Below are 16,647 nucleotides of genomic sequence, written 5' to 3'. Positions count from 1 at the left end.
ATGAATCAATACATCCAGTTTTTATAAGTTATATGGTCCAGATGGGGCGAATATGCTAAGACCTTGGCAAGTACATTTTCGTATCGATGAAAGAGAAGAAAAAACGGTATTTCTAAAACTGACTAACTTGATTAGTCAGGAAATTTTAAGTGGCCGTTTAGTGCAGGGGACGATGCTGCCCGGGTCTCGTAGCTTGTCAAAAGAACTAGGAATTAATCGAAAAACTGTACAAGCAGTCTATGAAGAATTAGAAGCACAAGGATGGCTTGTGACCCGTCCCCGAAAAGGCACATTTGTGGCGGATATTTTGCCGGAAAAACAGCTTCAAATAGAGCCAGTATCTGAGCGAACAGTTAATGATAAACCAATCACTCAAGAAGTGATTCAACGCCCACATAACGATGGTGTGCCAGATCCGAGGCTTATTCCTTACGAACTATTTTCGCGGGCATACCGGCATGCACTGATTAAAATTACGCAAAACCAGTACATAGGATATGGTGACCCACGAGGGATGGTTGAGCTAAGACAGGCGTTACAACAAATGTTGTCAATGGAACGTTTTATGAATGTTGCTGAAGATGAGATTTGTATTGTACGTGGTAGCCAGATGGGAATTTTTCTTGCCTCTCGAGCATTACCTAATCGGCAGGGCATTATCGTTGTTGAGGAATTATATTATCCATCTGCTTTTAAAGCATTTCAATCAAATGGTTTTCAAGTTATTTCTGTTAAATTAGATGAACAAGGTATTGTCATTGAAGATTTAGAACGGATTTTACAAGAGCATTCTGTAGCTGCCATTTATACAACTCCGCATCATCAATATCCTACAACTGTCACCATGACCATGTCTCGCCGTCTTCAACTCTTAGAGCTTTCAAAAAAATGGGGCTTTTATATTATTGAAGATGATTATGACCACGAATTCCATTATGACAGCCGGCCTATGCCACCCTTAGCAAGTTTGCCTCATTCTGAGTTAGTCATTCATGTGGGTTCATTATCAAAGGTCTTTGCACCCGGTATTCGCTTGGGATACGTCGTGGCATCGTCAATAATCATTCAATCGATTACAGAAGATATTCTATTGATTGATCGGCAAGGCAATAACATTACGGAACTTGCTTTAGCAGATTTAATGCAGCGAGGGGAAATCAAGCGGCATATCCGTAAAATGAAAAAAATATATCAACTACGCCGTGACCATGCCTTAGTTGAGTTCAATCGAATTTTTGCAGAGAGTGTTCAGATACAGCCACCCGCAGGTGGAATGGCTTTGTGGGTGAAATTCCAGAAACCATTTACTCAAGATCAGCTTATAAAATTAAAAGAACTTAACATTGATACAGAGCATAGGTTTAAACAGGAAGAATATCCTAATTGTAGTATCCGCTTTGGTTTTGCAGCTTTATCGGAGAAAGAAATCACTGCTTTAATCGAGAAGCTAAATGAGATTCTTAATAAAAGAACAGTGAACTCATAATCCGCTCTTTTATTTTAAGAAAGTTCACTCTAATTCATTTCTACATTTTTGAATCTCTGAGACAAAGGTAAGCAGAAAGGGAGTAATTTGTGACTTATATTTTTCGGTTTGTAGCATCTCGCTAATTTGTTCAGGAGATTTGCCGATGAGAGAAATCCTTAAAAATAAATCTTCAAAGAAATTGCTACTAACAGTCGACAATACTCTTCTTAAAGAAACTAGCATGTCGTCGCCGCGGCTAGATGCATGAACCAGGACAATAGGTATATCTATAATTTCGGTACGGGAAACCATCCAATCAATTGCATTCTTGAGACCACCTGGAATACAACGGATATATTCTGGACTTGAGATGATAATGCCATCTGCATCAGAAACAGATTTGATGAAATCTTCCACTACAGTAGGCGTTTTTTCTCCTTCATTATCTGGAGAAAAGACAGGCAGATTATTAATATGATCAAAAACTGTCAATTCAATGTCGGACGGTGCTATATCCTTCATTGCTCTTAATAGAGCAGTATTTGTAGATTCTTTTCTTACACTACCTGAGATAGCCAAAATTTTCATAGCATCCTCTTTACTTCTATTAATACATAGGGAGTAATAAATTCTCTTATTAATAACTTCTATAAATATTAAAAAAGCGGACTCATAATCCGCTGTTTTTATTTTAAGAATGATTGCCTCGATAAGAGAGCGCTTCTGTAAGATGAGGACTTTGGATCATCTCACTTTGAGCCAAATCGGCAATGGTACGAGCTACTCGTAAAACACGATGATAAGCACGAGCCGACAGATTCAAACGTTGTTGTGCCATTTCAATCATTCGTTGAGAAGTACTATCAAGTACAGCATATTGCTCAAGTTGTTTGGGTGAAAGTGCTTGATTTAAACAATCTTGTCTTTGCATTTGTTGTTCATAAGCATAAATCACACGCTGTCTTACAGCCGTAGAGTCTTCAGCAGGCGTTGGATCTTGCAGTTCCTGAGCTTTTAAAGGCGGTACATCAATATGTAAATCGATACGGTCAAGTAATGGCCCCGATATACGGTTTTGATATCGCTTAATACTCTCTGGTGAACATTGGCAACGGCTGTCTTGATTAAACGCATAACCACATGGACAAGGGTTCATCGCTGCAATGAGCTGAAAGTTTGCAGGATAAGTAATTTGCCGAGCTGCACGTGAAATAATGATTTCTTTTGACTCAAGCGGCTGACGTAAGACCTCTAGAACTTTTCTGTCAAACTCAGGGAGTTCATCTAAAAACAAAACGCCTAAATGAGATAAGGTAATTTCACCCGGTTTAGGATGTGAACCGCCCCCAACTAGTGCAATCGCTGATGCTGTATGGTGGGGCGCACGAAATGGACGCTGACCAAAGGTATGGGGTGTATTTGAAATAGAATAAATACTCGCGACTTCAAGCGTTTCCTGATTAGAAAGCGGTGGCAAAATTGAAGGAAGGCGTGAAGCGAGTAAAGTCTTACCTGTACCTGGTGGTCCTTTAAAGAGCAGCGAGTGCCCGCCTGCGGCGGCAATTTCTAGTGCGCGACGTGGACGTAGCTGACCTTTTACATCTGCCAGATCAAATTTATAAGGCATTTGGTTTGAGGTCGTTGCAGGTTCAGTCGAAGATAGCGATTTGATGCCCAAGAAATGATCACAAACTTCTTTTAAATGGCTCACTGGATAACATTCAAGATTTGGTAAATGGCTAATATCCTGACTGTTATCGAGAGGTAAAAGCATTTTATGCTTGGCCTGTTGACACGCCATTGCCAAAGTTAAAGTACCTGACACTGGTCTTACATGGCCATCTAAAGCTAATTCACCAATTAATTCAAAATCTTCGGCACAGTTTTCTGGGAGCTGGCCAGAAGCAATTAAAATACCTATAGCAATAGGTAAATCTAGACGTGATCCATCTTTGGGCAAATCTGCTGGTGCAAGATTAATGGTCAGCCGTTTTGTTGGAAATTGAAATCCACTATTAATAATGGCTGAGCGAACTCGGTCTTTACTTTCTCTTACCGCCGCCTCTGCTAGGCCGACAATAGTAAGAGAAGGTAAGCCTTGACTCACATGTACCTCAACTTCAATCAGAGGTGCATGTAAACCTAAAAGTCCCCGTGTATAAATTTTAGAAAAAGACATCTTATTGTTCCATTATGGTGCTTCATTTTTAATCGTTGTAAAGTATAAATGCGCTACGTTGGTGCTTATTTTTTATTCTTTAAAGTTTCTTCTAACAAACTTACTTGTTTTTGTAGCTCTTCTAAACGTTGATTGGCTGATTGAAGTGCAGTCTTTTGACGGTCGATCTCTTGTTTGGAAACAAGATCCAACTTTTCGACCGCTTCATTTAATAATGCACGTAAATTTTTTTCCAAATCTTTTTTAGGCTCATCAATTTGTTCCAGAATGGCCTGTAGCAAAGTTTCTAGCATGAAATATCCAAAGTGTTGTATTACCTTATGCTTTACAGTTTAACACTGCTTAAGCGCTGGATATAGGTTTCAATTTTTTTAGTGCAAATAGATCATTAAATCAGCATGTAACACTACTGAAAATTCATTTTATTTTTGATAGCTCATCTACATCTTGCTCACTAAATAGGTTATAAAGAAAGTTCATGCAAAAGATTCATTTCCCTCAACCTTTGAAATATTGGCATGAAAATTGAACATAAAACCTTACTGGTGAAAAGAAGCCGAAGGAAACAAACATGAAGCTTGTAACTGCAATTGTAAAACCGTTTAAATTGGATGACGTGCGTGAAGCACTCTCTGACATTGGTGTACAAGGGATTACCGTAACTGAAGTTAAAGGTTTTGGTCGTCAAAAAGGGCATACTGAACTCTACCGTGGCGCGGAGTATGTGGTTGATTTCTTACCTAAAGTAAAAATCGAGATTGCGATTAGTGATGAAATGGTCGACGCAGTAATTGAATCAATTACACGTGTCGCAAGCACTGGAAAAATCGGCGATGGTAAGATTTTTGTGACTAACCTGGAACAAGTAATCCGTATCCGTACGGGTGAAACTGGACCGGATGCTGTCTAAATTGGCACAAAGCTTGCTGAGTAGAAAATAACTCGCAAATGAGGTTGGGGGACACGAATGAAAAAAATACTTATGGCGCTCAGTCTATCAGGCGCTCTTTTGGGTGGCACTGCCGTTTGGGCAGAAGAAGCTGTAACAACGCCAACATCGGAAGTTGCGGCTGCATCAACATCTCCAGCTACTGCAACTACTGCAGAAGCACCAGTTGCTGAAACTCCAGCAGCTCCAGCACCGACACCTACTCTTGATACGGGTGATACCTCTTGGATTTTAGTTTCAACCGCATTGGTTCTATTAATGACCATTCCGGGATTGGCATTATTCTACGGCGGTATGGTACGTAAAAAAAATGTACTCAGTACGATGATGTTCAGCCTTTCAGCTGCAATCTTGGTAAGTTTGCTGTGGGTGATTGCTGGTTACTCAATCGCGTTCTCTGGCACAGGTGCATTTTTTGGTGATTTGTCTAAAGCAATGCTAAACGGAGTGGCGTTTGATGCATTAAGTGGGACAATTCCTGAAAGTCTCTTTGTTATTTTCCAAATGACTTTTGCCATTATTACAGTTGCAATCCTTAGCGGTTCTATTGCAGACCGTATGAAGTATTCAGCTTTCATGGTGTTTATTGCAGTTTGGGTGCTCGTTGTCTACGCACCAATTACCCACTGGGTGTGGGCTGCAGATGGCTGGTTATTTAAAGCAGGCGCATTAGATTTTGCTGGTGGTACAGTTGTACATATCAACTCAGGTGTTGCAGGTCTAGTTGCTGCTTACATGCTTGGAAAACGTATTGGCCTTGGCCGCGAATCTATGGCTCCGCATAACCTGACTTTAACTGTAGTGGGTGCAAGCTTACTTTGGGTGGGTTGGTTCGGCTTTAACGGTGGTAGTGCTCTAGGCGCTGGTGCTCGTGCAAGTATGGCAATTTTAGTGACTCAAGTTGCTGCTGCCGCTGCTGCATTCTCTTGGTTAGTTGTTGAACGTATGATTCGTGGTAAAGCATCTGTATTAGGCGGTGCTTCTGGTGCGGTAGCTGGTTTAGTTGTGATTACACCAGCAGCAGGTTTTGTTGGGGTAGGCGGTGCTTTAGTGATGGGCCTTATTGGTGGCGTAGTGTGCTTCTGGGGTATTACAGCACTTAAACGCTTACTTAAAGCCGATGATGCTTTGGATGCGTTTGGTTTGCATGCGGTAGGTGGTATTGTCGGTGCGATTTTAACTGGCGTATTCTACAGTGACGAAATTATTAAAGCAGCGAACGTTGCATTAGCTCCAACATTCGCTGGCCAATTATGGGTACAAGTTGAAGGCGTATTGGCAACCATGGTTTACAGTGGTATCGCGACTTTCATTATTCTTAAAGTGATTGATCTTGTGATTGGTATTCGTGTTAATGCTGATGATGAACGCATGGGTCTGGATTTAAGCCAACATGGCGAACGTATTGAATAATCATTAATATATCTGTCTTAAAAGAACAGTCTTGCGCTGTGATCAAAGTGATGCTTTGATCTTGCTCAGGACTGTTTTTTTGTCTTGAAGAATGCTGGTTCTGTAAGTGTAGAAATTTTGCTACACTAGGTCAAAGTAATCGACCCTATAAATCCGCTATGCATTGTCCATTTTGCAACGCCGCAGATAGTAAAGTCATCGATTCACGTTTAGCCGCCGAAGGCTGTCAGATTCGTCGACGTCGTGAGTGTGTAAGTTGCGGTGAACGTTTTACCACTTTTGAAAGTTATGAAGTGGTAATGCCTCGTGTGATCAAATCGAATGGAAAAAATGAACCTTTCGATGAGGCCAAATTGCGTCGTTCGTTAATGCATGCTTTGCAAAAACGACCGGTCACACAAGAGCAGATCGAAACAGTTTTAAGTGATATTCAGTTGCAGATTCGCCGTTTAGGTGAGCGCGATGTGAAATCTAGAACTATTGGCGAAATCGTCATGCAATCTTTATTTGCCCTTGACCATGTTGCTTACGTCCGATTTGCTTCTGTCTATCAAGATTTTCAGGATGTTGAAGCATTTCGCCGTCAAATAGAGCAAATGCAGCAACGTGAACACTAATCATTTGAGATTTTTATGTCTGAGTTGAAACAAGATCAGTATTGGATGCAGCAAGCCATTGAACTTGCCAAACGAGGACTATATTCGACCAAGCCTAATCCAAATGTTGGTTGTGTGATTGTCAAAGATGATCAGTTAATTGGACAAGGCTTTCATCCTAAAGCAGGTCAGCCACACGCTGAAGTTTTTGCCTTACGTGAGGCGGGTGAACGTGCACAAGGTGCAACGGCTTATGTCACGCTTGAACCATGTGCGCATTATGGCAGAACCCCTCCTTGTGCCGAAGCATTGGTGAAAGCTCAAGTTAAAAAAGTAGTGGTTGCTTGTCCTGATCCAAATCCATTGGTGGCGGGTAAGGGTGTTCAAATTTTGAAAAATGCCGGAATTGAAGTAGACGTTGGCATTTGTGAAGATTTAGCATCAAAACTTAATCAAGGTTTTTTAAAGGCAATGTCTACAGGCATGCCTTATGTGCGTTTAAAGGTAGCCTCAAGTTTAGATGGGCGTACTGCAATGGCATCAGGTGAGTCGAAGTGGATTACCGGTTCGGCTGCGCGCCAAGATGTACAACATTGGCGTGCCATTTCTGGAGCAGTGATTACAGGTATTGAAACTGTGATTGCAGATGATTGTCAGCTTAACGTGCGTTCACTCAATAATTTTGATATCGAGACAGTTGCTCAGCCAAAACGTGTTGTTTTAGATCGCCAAGGACGTTTACCACTTAACGCTAAGATCTTAGAGAATCCTGAAACTGTGATGGTGATGGGGCCATATCGTCAAGAACTTGCTGATTTAGGCGTGATACAATTAGAAATTCAGCCTTTAAAAATGCTGTTACAGACCCTATCTAAGCAACATCAAATTTATGATGTGTTGGTTGAAGCTGGCGCAACATTGTCTACTGCCTTTTTGCAAGAAGGTTTGGTGGACGAATTGATCAGTTATATTGCCCCGACCTTATTGGGGAAAAGTGCAAGGGCCATGTTCAATGCAGAATTTGAATATATGGCAGAGCAACTTCGTTTTACACTTCTTGATGTGACACAAATTGATCAAGATATACGCTTAAGGTTAATCCCTACGCAAGAGAAAGTATGAATTCAGAGCCTTCGGTTTATCACAAACGTCGTCATGCAGCCCGTACGACAGACGAATATCTTTTCCATCAGCTTGTGCCGTACTTGGGGAACAAGCGCCGATTGCTCCATCTAATTTTAGAAGCCCTTGAAATTACAGGGACGCTGAATAGCAAGAAAAAGAATCCACCGATTTTTGCCGATTTCTTTGCCGGCAGTGGCGTTGTATCTCGTTTAGCACGTCAAAATGGTTACCGTGTGATTGCAAATGATTGGGAACCTTATAGTCATGCTTTAAATCATGCGATTTTAGCCTGTGTAGATGCGCCTGCTTTTAAAGAACTGGGTGGCTATCAAAAGGCAATCGACTATTTAAATCGCTTACCTGAAGTTAAAGGTTGGGTAACGCATAACCTTTGTCCACGTAACGATGATGTATACGATCCAACTCGTGACCGTTTATTCTTTAAACGCCGTAACGGTATGCGTATCGATGCAATTCGTCAGCAGATTGCAACATGGCAGGCACAAGGTGCAATTAATGATGTAGAGATGAGTGCTTTGCTTGCGCCATTGCTCTATTCAGCTAGTTTTGTGAGTAACACGAGTGGTGTATTTAAAAGCTTCCACCAAGGGTGGGGCGGACGTACTCAAACTGCGTTAGAACGAATTGAATCATTACTTTGGTTAACCCCGAGCCGTTTTTGTGAGATTGGTGATCGCAAACGTCCGGCTGCTGAAATGTGGTGTGTAGATTCACAACATCTAGCAAATCAAATGAGTGGTTTTGAGGTTGATGTTGCCTATCTCGATCCACCATATAACCAACACGCATATAGTAGTAATTACCACGTCTTAAATGCATTAACTTTATGGGATCAGGTGGATTTACCTTCACCGGATACCAAAGGTTATAAGAGTGGTATTGATAGAGCATGGCGTAAAGAACGTCCAAGCCCATATAACTCTTCTAAACATGCAAAAGATGCATATGAGAAATTACTTTCAACGATCAATGCACGCTATATTCTGACCAGCTATTCAACTGATGGTAATATCGAGCCGAAAGATTTACTTATGGCCAATCTGGAACGAGGCAAAGTGACCTTGTTAACACAAGATGTTCCGCGCTATCGAGTGAGTAAACAACGACAGTCTGAACGTGCACGCGTGCTTGAGTTTATTGTGATTACTGATACTCATGCTAAGTCAGGACCACCATTACGTCAGTTATTAGGCCAGCTTTACCACTTCGCCGAGCTAGGTGGTGTAGATACCTCAGGCAATAGTACACAGCTCGCACTTTGGTAAGCGCTGCAATTTAAGCAGTGTAAAAAGATTTGGAGATTGAGCCATGTTTACAGGCATCATTGAAAGTTTAGGTAAAGTTGAAAGCCTGCAAAGTGTAGGTGGTGATGTACGTCTACGTATTCAGACTGATCTGGATATGTCTGATGTACATTTGGGTGATTCGATTGCAACCAATGGTATTTGTCTCACAGTGATTGAATGGGGCGATAACTGGTATGCAGCAGATGTTTCTCGTGAAAGTTTAAATCGAACGACTTTGGGCAACTGGAAAGTTGGACAACGTGTCAATGTTGAAAAGGCAATGTTACCGACAACGCGCTTTGGCGGGCACATTGTAAGTGGTCATGTTGATGGCGTAGGTGAAATTACCGTAGTGCGTGAAGACGCTCGTTCAATCTATTATGAAGTTACAGCACCGGCAGAACTTGCTAAATATTTGGCGGAAAAAGGTTCTGTAACCGTTGACGGAATTAGCTTAACGATTAACCACTTACGTGGAAATATTTTAAGCTTGAATTTGATTCCGCATACCGCAGAACGTACCAATATTGGAACATGGCAAGTAGGCAGTAAGGTCAACCTTGAAGTCGACGTGTTGGCGCGTTATATCGAGCGTTTATTGCTAGGTGATAAAGCAGCTGAACAAAAAACTGAGTCAAATATTAGTATGGCTTTTTTAGCTGAAAATGGTTTTTTAAAATAAAAGCCAGATCATCAAAATAAAAAAAACCGGACATATGTTCCGGTTTTTTTATTTTTAAAAAATTAATGCTTGGTGAGTGTAACCGAATGTGTGCCAACCCATGGTTTAGTATGCTGAGTGCGTGTAATTGAAAACTCACCTTTTTCCGACGCTCGTGTCAGCAAGATTGAAAGCGAATTAAAGTCGTTATGACTCATATAAAGTTCTTGTGCTGAAAATGTCCATTGCTCACCCTGATTAAGCTGCTCAAGTTGCTTTGAAATCTGATGCGGAATGTCCATTTCTTACCCTCATTAATTATCTTAAAATCACTACTTTCTATTCTCATAATCAATTGATCTACAAGAATAATATTTATGTCTATTTTGTGACATATAGGTGTCAGTTTTATGACAGAAGAAGTTTTAAAACTTTACTTCTCTATTTTTTCATCAGAAAACTTAGAGTTCTTTAAAATGTATTCAATTTCTTCTTGAGCTGCCGAATGTAGTTTGGCTCGGAAAGCCGTTACTGACTCTTCAATTAAGTTTTCAGCTTCAAGTTCTAAACGAATGCGTAAACTTTCAAGCTCAGATAAGATTTGATCATCGGTGATACTAAGTTTTACACCAGCAGAGTAATTGACGGCTGGGGTTTCAGGGTTTTTCTGATAACGTGCAGTTTGTTCTGCAACTTCTTGTTCTAAATGACTACGTAAAGTCTGTAATGTTTCAGTCTGTTCATTAAACTTGCGAATTTCATCTGCTTGCAACTCCGCAGCATAAGCAGCTTCTGATGCACGTTTATCAGCAAGTGCTTTTTCTAAAGCACGTTGACGACGGATACGTGCTTGCTCAATAAGCTCTGCCTTAAGGTCCGCGTAAGCTTGTTCAATTTTTTGCTGTGATTCTAACTGCGCTTTTTCGTCATTTAAAACCCAAAGCTGAATAGGGGTTTGGGGTTCTAATAAGTCACAAATACGTGCCAGATCCTGTTGATAGGCATGACGGACAGCTTCAGGCGCATTTAACCATCTTTTTTTAAAATCTTGCCCGACATTTAATGCCACCATGCTTCTCCTTTGTTCAACAGTATTTACATTTTAGCGCGTTATAATTTAAAGGTCCGCGGTTCTATACCCAAACGGCGATACATTTTAAATTTTTCTCGGCCAATTTGCTTGGCTGTTTCATTATTTTCAACAATTTCTATAATGTGGCTAAAATGATCAACTTGTTCAAGTGCATGATTGTTAAAATTAAATACTAACAAGCCTTGTTCAAGCGGTTGTTTAGCCGAAATACATACAGCAGCTTCAGCTTGGTCAATGCCATGCGCAATGAAACTTGCAGGGTCGAAATCCCATAATCTTTCATCAAGAGTTTGTTGTAGCTGCACATCTGGGCAATACCACCAGATTTTAGGATGCTTCTGCAAAATCTTTCGGCATAAACGGCAAGCACTATCGACTTGCCGTTCTTCACTGGTTTCAAACAGATAAAAACTAACTTTAGCCATTCGTATCTACACGATTCGCTAAAAATTGCATGAGTAATGGTACTGGGCGACCTGTTGCACCTTTAGCTGGACCAGATAACCATGCTGTTCCTGCTACATCTAAATGAGCCCAACGGTACTCACGTGTAAAGCGCTCAAGGAAACATGCTGCCGTAATTGCACCGCCGTATGGACCGCCGATGTTCGCAATGTCAGCAAATGGTGAATCAAGTAATTCTTGATAATCCTCAATCACTGGCATACGCCATACACGGTCAAATGATTGCTCACCCGCTTGTTGAAGTTCAGCTGCTAAAGCATCATCTGGTGAGAACAAACCACTCAGTACTTTACCTAAAGCGACTACACATGCACCAGTTAATGTTGCGATATCAACCACAACTGCTGGGTTGAAGCGTTTGATATAGGTCAATGTGTCGCACAGTACCAAACGACCTTCCGCATCGGTATTTAAAATTTCAACAGTTTGTCCGCTCATGGTTGTCACAATATCGCCTGGGCGAGTTGCTTTACCTGAAGGCATGTTTTCTGCGGCTGCAATTGCACCAACGACATGAATAGGGAGTTTCGCTTCGCATAGCGCACGAATAGTACCTAATACAGAGGCTGCACCGCACATATCGAACTTCATTTCATCCATGCCTAGGCCTGGTTTTAAAGAAATACCGCCTGTATCAAAAGTAACGCCTTTACCAACAAGCACAACAGGCGCTTGGTCAATTCCAGCTTGGTATTCGAGTGTTACGATGCGGCCCGGACGTTCAGATCCTTTGCTGACTGCAAGAAAAGCATACATACCCAAATCAGCCATTTGCTGTTCATTTAAGACAGTTACTTTGAGTAAGTCAGGGAATTCTGCAGCTAAAGCTAATGCTTGTTCTGCCAAATATTCAGGGAAGCAAATGTTGCCTGGACGGTTTCCAAGGTCACGTGCATACGACTGACCAGACTGTACGGCATGCACTAAAGCCAGTTGTTTTTCATCGAGGCTCGTTGTTGAACTAATTAAATCAACCTGTTGTAACACAAATTCATTTTTTTTCGATTTAAACTCATCATAACCATAAGCTGCTTGAGTTAAGCTTAAAGCGAATAAATAATGGTATTCGACAGGTAACGCAGCAATATCAATTGCGATATGCTTAAATTTATTTTGTGTCGATTTGATAATGGTTTGGGCAAGTTTAGCGAGCTTAACCGCCTGAAGTTCGGCTGTTTTTCCTAAGCCAAGTAATTGGCTATGAGGTTGATTTGAAACTTGCCCGAATAAAGGCAGAGTTTCATTGAAGTTGCCTTTGAATTGGGTGGCAGTAAGAACGCTTTCTAGGTTATTGATTTGATATGTGTTGATGTTGCTTTGTAGCTGTTCTGAATCAACTAAAACCCACAAAGATTCATTAGATGTCTGTTCGGGAAAAGTTGTATAAGTTGTAAATTTCATGGCTGCCGTGATTGCCTATAGAAAGTTATGTTGGATTAAAACATTGAAACACTTTCAAGCATAGCGTTGCAATGTGCGGTTTTATATTTTTAACATTCGGGTAAACTAGCACACGTCCCGATTAGCCTTTTGGAAGTATTACTTTGATTATTCGGCGTTATCTCGTCAAGCAAGTTGTCTCTACCTCATTGGTGGTCATTTCTTTACTGACCTTAATCATGATGGGTGGTCGTCTGATCAAATACTTTGGTGTGGCGGCGCAGGGGCGTTTAGATGCCAGTATCTTATTTAGCATCATTGGATATCGTTTACCTGAATTTCTAACACTCATTTTACCATTGGGTTTTTTCATTGGTTTAATGTTGGTGTTTGGTCGTTTATATGTTGACCATGAAATGGCTGTATTAAATGGTAGTGGTGTAAGCCGTCATCAATTAGCACGATTACTCATTCCAATGACGCTTGTTTATATGGTTTTTCAGTCTGTGCTTATGCTCTGGATGACGCCGTGGGGACTACGTGAGTTTGAAAAACTGACAACAACACAAGCTGTTCGGACAGGTTTCGATTTGGTTCGACCAAGAGAGTTTATTTCCTCTGGGCCATATACGATCTATGCAGGTTCATTGTCAGAAGACCGAAAGAATTTGAAGGATATTTTCTTTTATCAACGCGCTGCTAAAGAAGATAAGCCAGATGTTATGATTTTGGCAAAGGAAGCGACTCGTGTAGAAGTTGCAAATGACACCGCCAATGTCGTTGATCTGGTACAAGGTCGTCGCTATGAAATATTCCCGGGACAACCAAAATATACACAAGCAGAGTTCCAGTCTTATCGTCTACGTTTAGAAAATGACAAAGATGTTAAGTTTGAGAGTGGCGATGTAGAAGCGCTATCAACAACAAAACTCTTTTCAAAAACGAATGATCCAGTCATCAGAAGTGAGTTGGGATGGCGTTTATTTGGGCCATTCACCATTGTTATTGCGTTAATGCTATCAGTAGCATTGTCTGAGGTGAGCCCACGACAAGGTCGTTATTACCGTCTTATTCCGGCGATTTTTATTTTTTCTAGTCTGATCGTATTAATGATTGCAATCAAGACTCGTATTAGTAAAGAAGAACTCGATATTTGGGCTTATCCTGCCGTGTTAGTTGTGTATGGCGTTGCTGCCGCCTTATTCTCACGTAAGCAGAAGTTAGGACCAAAAATCAAGAAACAGATCAAGCGAGTGAAATTATAATGTTAGCACGTCGAATAGTCGCCAAATATGTGACGAAAACCACTGCGCTTGCGATGTTTGGCACCACAGTTGTTTTGTCCATTCTTCAGGTCTTATTTACATATCTTGGCGAGTTGGGTGAGCTCAAACCAGACTATAACGCATGGCAAGCTCTCGTCTATGTCTTGTGGGGAGCTCCTCGCTATCTCTATGAAATTTTACCTATCTCTGCCTTGATTGGTGCTGTGATTGGACTGGGCTCATTGGCAACGAGTAGTGAACTCATTGTTATGCGTTCAGTCGGTGTTAGCTTATGGCGTATTGTTGGTTGGGTTATGCGCTCAGCTTTACTGCTTATTATTTTGTCGTTTGCTTTAAGTGAATGGGTTATCCCTTACACGAATGAAAAAGCACAAAGTGTTAAAAGCCATCGTTCAGTAGCTGCTTTAGGTGAAGTTAAAGGCTATTGGTCACGTGAAGGGCAACGATTTATCTATATCGACTACGCTAACTCTCAGGGCAATTTAAGAGACATTCAAGTGGTCGACTTTGACCAGAACTATTACTTGCAATCATTAATTAATGCTCAGCAAGGACAGTTTATTAAAAATGGTCAATGGGCTTTGAAAAAAGCTGAACAAATGGACATTTTGGCGGCAGGCAATGCCATCAAAACTGATCATGAAGAACAATCGCTTGCTTTAGCATTACAGCCTAAATATGTGCATATGGTGACTTTAGATCCTGAAGATTTATCGCCAAGCCAACTGATTAGCTTTATGCGTTATATGGATGAATATAGCCAGGTACCAAAGACGTACCAATTGGCTTTCTGGCAAAAAGTTGCTTCGCCATTTTCACTCATTGCATTAGTTCTCGTGGCGTGTTCTTTTATTTTTGGACCGTTACGCCAACAATCGATGGGCTTCCGTTTAGTGATCGCATTGTTTATTGGTTTGAGTTTCTATTATTTGCAGGATTTCTTGGGCTATGCAAGCTTGGTTTATTCTCCATCTCCAGCATGGTTTGTGCTCGTGCCTATCTTGTTAATGTTTGGTGCCGGAAGTTATTTGCTTTACCGCGCTCGCTAGTAATAAGTGATATTTATGGTTTTCATCAATCGCGGATATTGGTGAAAGCCATAGGAATAAATAGAGTCTTGACCGAAAATTCGGTAAGATATTGTGACGAAATTGTAGACAAAAGAGAAATTGATTATGACGGATGCAACTGCTGGCAAGATCCCTCACGTTCTGGTCATTATGGATGGTGTTGGACACCGTGAAGCGATTGAAGATAATGCTTTTCTTGCAGCAAAAACACCAAATTTGGCGGCAATGAAAGCCAAGCATCCGAATAGTCTAATTTCTGGTTCAGGTGAAGATGTTGGATTGCCTGATGGACAAATGGGGAACTCTGAAGTCGGCCATATGAATCTTGGCGCTGGCCGTGTGTTATATCAAGACTTTACCCGTATTACTAAAGATATCCGTACTGGTGACTTTTTCAAACATGAAGTGTTGATCGACGCTGTTGAAAAAGCTAAAGCTGCTGGCGGTGCTGTTCATATTATGGGACTACTTTCAGAAGGTGGCGTCCATTCACATGAAGATCATATTGTGGCGATGTGTGAGCTTGCATTAAAACGCGGTGCAAAAGTTTATTTACACGCTTTCCTTGATGGTCGTGATACACCTCCACGCAGTGCTCAACCATCTTTAGAAAAATTAGATGCATTATTTGCTCAATATCCGGGCCAAGGCCGTATCGCAACCATGATTGGTCGTTACTTTGCAATGGACCGTGACAACCGTTGGGATCGTGTTGAGCAAGCTTATCGCTTGTTAACTGAAGGCGAGGCACTTCGTACTGCGCAAACAGCGGTCGAAGGGTTGGAGCTAGCTTATGCAGCCAATGAAAATGATGAGTTTGTAAAAGCGACTCGTATTGGTGATATTGCTAAAGTTCAAGATGGTGATAGCGTTGTATTTATGAATTTCCGTGCTGACCGAGCTCGTGAAATTACTCGCGCATTTGTAGAGAAAGACTTTGCTGGTTTTGAACGCAAAGTTGTACCAAATCTTTCTAAATTTGTGATGTTAACGCGTTATCAGGCAAGCATTGATGCACCAGTTGCATATATGCCAGAAGCCCTTAAAAATTCATTGGGTGAGTATTTATCTTCTTTAGGTAAAACCCAGTTACGTATTGCTGAAACTGAAAAGTATGCACATGTAACATTCTTCTTTAGTGGTGGCCGTGAAGATGAATATCCAGGTGAAAAACGTATTTTAATTCCATCTCCAAACGTTGCGACATATGACCTTAAGCCTGAAATGAGTGCTTATGAAGTCACTGATGAGTTGGTTAAAGCGATTAATTCGGGTGAGTACGACTTATTAGTTGTGAACTACGCAAATGGTGATATGGTCGGGCATACAGGTGTATTTGATGCTGCGGTTAAAGCAGTTGAAGCGGTTGATACTTGTTTAGGTCGTGTCTATGAGGCAGTTATGGCGAAAAAAGGCCATATGCTCATTACTGCTGACCATGGTAACGTTGAACAAATGCAAGACTACGAAAGTGGGCAAGTGCATACTCAACATACAACCGAGCTTGTGCCGTTTATCTATGTTGGTCCAACACAAGCAACAATTGCAGAAGGTGGTGTGCTTGCAGACGTAGCACCGACAATTCTCAATTTAATGCAGATTCCTGTTCCTGCCGAAATGCAAGGACGTAATCTGATTACACTATCTGCATAAGT

At 41.2% G+C, this 16,647-nt stretch carries 17 protein-coding genes; 10 read left to right on the top strand and 7 right to left on the bottom strand.

The genetic code is table 11. The features are described from left to right. The first annotated feature begins 52 nt into the window (after positions 1 to 52). Complete coding sequence (pdxR, locus tag J690_RS19690; RefSeq protein WP_032037739.1) at positions 53 to 1,486, top strand: MocR-like pyridoxine biosynthesis transcription factor PdxR; 1,434 nt, start codon at positions 53 to 55, stop codon at positions 1,484 to 1,486. Between the two features lie 24 nt (positions 1,487 to 1,510). On the opposite strand, the gene J690_RS19685 is transcribed toward pdxR, so the two are convergent. From J690_RS19685 to J690_RS19675, 3 genes are all read right to left on the bottom strand, one after another. Then, entirely contained in the window at positions 1,511 to 2,056 is a 546-nt protein-coding gene (locus J690_RS19685) for an NADPH-dependent FMN reductase (RefSeq protein ID WP_032012525.1), read from the bottom strand. Between the two features lie 103 nt (positions 2,057 to 2,159). Continuing rightward, positions 2,160 to 3,647, bottom strand: a complete 1,488-nt coding sequence (locus J690_RS19680) for a YifB family Mg chelatase-like AAA ATPase (protein WP_032037737.1) — start codon at positions 3,645 to 3,647, stop codon at positions 2,160 to 2,162. A gap of 65 nt (positions 3,648 to 3,712) precedes the next feature. Then, positions 3,713 to 3,940, bottom strand: a complete 228-nt coding sequence (locus J690_RS19675) for an accessory factor UbiK family protein (protein ID WP_002121136.1) — start codon at positions 3,938 to 3,940, stop codon at positions 3,713 to 3,715. Positions 3,941 to 4,218: 278 nt separating this feature from the next. On the opposite strand from J690_RS19675, the gene glnK reads away from it, so the two are divergent. From glnK to J690_RS19645, 6 genes are all read left to right on the top strand, one after another. Further along, positions 4,219 to 4,557 (top strand): P-II family nitrogen regulator, encoded by a 339-nt coding sequence (glnK, locus tag J690_RS19670; RefSeq protein ID WP_000780326.1) that lies wholly within the window; start codon positions 4,219 to 4,221, stop codon positions 4,555 to 4,557. A 57-nt stretch (positions 4,558 to 4,614) separates the two neighbouring features. Further along, positions 4,615 to 6,009, top strand: a complete 1,395-nt coding sequence (locus J690_RS19665; RefSeq protein ID WP_032037736.1) for an ammonium transporter — start codon at positions 4,615 to 4,617, stop codon at positions 6,007 to 6,009. Between the two features lie 158 nt (positions 6,010 to 6,167). Continuing rightward, on the top strand, positions 6,168 to 6,626 hold the full coding sequence (nrdR, locus tag J690_RS19660; RefSeq protein WP_000543541.1) for a transcriptional regulator NrdR: 459 nt from the start codon (positions 6,168 to 6,170) through the stop codon (positions 6,624 to 6,626). Positions 6,627 to 6,641: 15 nt separating this feature from the next. Then, positions 6,642 to 7,727, top strand: coding sequence for a bifunctional diaminohydroxyphosphoribosylaminopyrimidine deaminase/5-amino-6-(5-phosphoribosylamino)uracil reductase RibD (gene ribD, locus J690_RS19655; protein WP_032037734.1), 1,086 nt, complete (start codon positions 6,642 to 6,644; stop codon positions 7,725 to 7,727). Then, complete coding sequence (locus J690_RS19650; protein ID WP_002121221.1) at positions 7,724 to 9,016, top strand: DNA adenine methylase; 1,293 nt, start codon at positions 7,724 to 7,726, stop codon at positions 9,014 to 9,016. Before ribD ends, J690_RS19650 begins: the two co-directional genes overlap by 4 nt. Before the next feature lie 43 nt (positions 9,017 to 9,059). After that, positions 9,060 to 9,719 carry a riboflavin synthase gene (locus J690_RS19645; RefSeq protein WP_005301612.1) on the top strand — a complete coding sequence of 220 codons (660 nt, stop codon included), beginning with the start codon at positions 9,060 to 9,062 and terminating at the stop codon, positions 9,717 to 9,719. Positions 9,720 to 9,781: 62 nt separating this feature from the next. Here J690_RS19645 and J690_RS19640 read toward each other — a convergent pair whose 3' ends face one another. The 4 genes from J690_RS19640 to J690_RS19625 form a co-directional block, all read right to left on the bottom strand. After that, the gene (locus J690_RS19640; protein WP_002121224.1) at positions 9,782 to 10,000 is read right to left on the bottom strand and encodes a hypothetical protein; all 219 of its coding nucleotides are present in this window, start codon (positions 9,998 to 10,000) and stop codon (positions 9,782 to 9,784) included. A 131-nt stretch (positions 10,001 to 10,131) separates the two neighbouring features. Further along, positions 10,132 to 10,770, bottom strand: coding sequence for a cell division protein BlhA (gene blhA, locus J690_RS19635; protein ID WP_078224280.1), 639 nt, complete (start codon positions 10,768 to 10,770; stop codon positions 10,132 to 10,134). 38 nt (positions 10,771 to 10,808) lie between these two features. Continuing rightward, positions 10,809 to 11,216 (bottom strand): DNA polymerase III subunit chi, encoded by a 408-nt coding sequence (locus J690_RS19630; protein ID WP_002121193.1) that lies wholly within the window; start codon positions 11,214 to 11,216, stop codon positions 10,809 to 10,811. Further along, positions 11,209 to 12,657, bottom strand: coding sequence for a leucyl aminopeptidase (locus J690_RS19625; RefSeq protein WP_032037727.1), 1,449 nt, complete (start codon positions 12,655 to 12,657; stop codon positions 11,209 to 11,211). The genes J690_RS19630 and J690_RS19625 overlap by 8 nt, the downstream gene beginning before the upstream one ends. A 143-nt stretch (positions 12,658 to 12,800) precedes the next feature. Between J690_RS19625 and lptF the strand changes: the two genes are divergently transcribed. From lptF to gpmI, 3 genes are all read left to right on the top strand, one after another. Further along, positions 12,801 to 13,901, top strand: coding sequence for an LPS export ABC transporter permease LptF (gene lptF / locus J690_RS19620; protein ID WP_002121169.1), 1,101 nt, complete (start codon positions 12,801 to 12,803; stop codon positions 13,899 to 13,901). Continuing rightward, the gene (lptG, locus tag J690_RS19615) at positions 13,901 to 14,971 is read left to right on the top strand and encodes an LPS export ABC transporter permease LptG (RefSeq protein ID WP_002121203.1); all 1,071 of its coding nucleotides are present in this window, start codon (positions 13,901 to 13,903) and stop codon (positions 14,969 to 14,971) included. The genes lptF and lptG overlap by 1 nt, the downstream gene beginning before the upstream one ends. 126 nt (positions 14,972 to 15,097) lie before the next feature. Next, positions 15,098 to 16,645, top strand: a complete 1,548-nt coding sequence (gene gpmI / locus J690_RS19610; RefSeq protein WP_017400161.1) for a 2,3-bisphosphoglycerate-independent phosphoglycerate mutase — start codon at positions 15,098 to 15,100, stop codon at positions 16,643 to 16,645. Positions 16,646 to 16,647 lie beyond the last annotated feature (2 nt).

Source organism: Acinetobacter sp. 742879, assembly GCF_000588535.1.
GTDB lineage: Bacteria > Pseudomonadota > Gammaproteobacteria > Pseudomonadales > Moraxellaceae > Acinetobacter > Acinetobacter pittii.
This window is presented reverse-complemented; position numbering and strand designations above follow the sequence as displayed.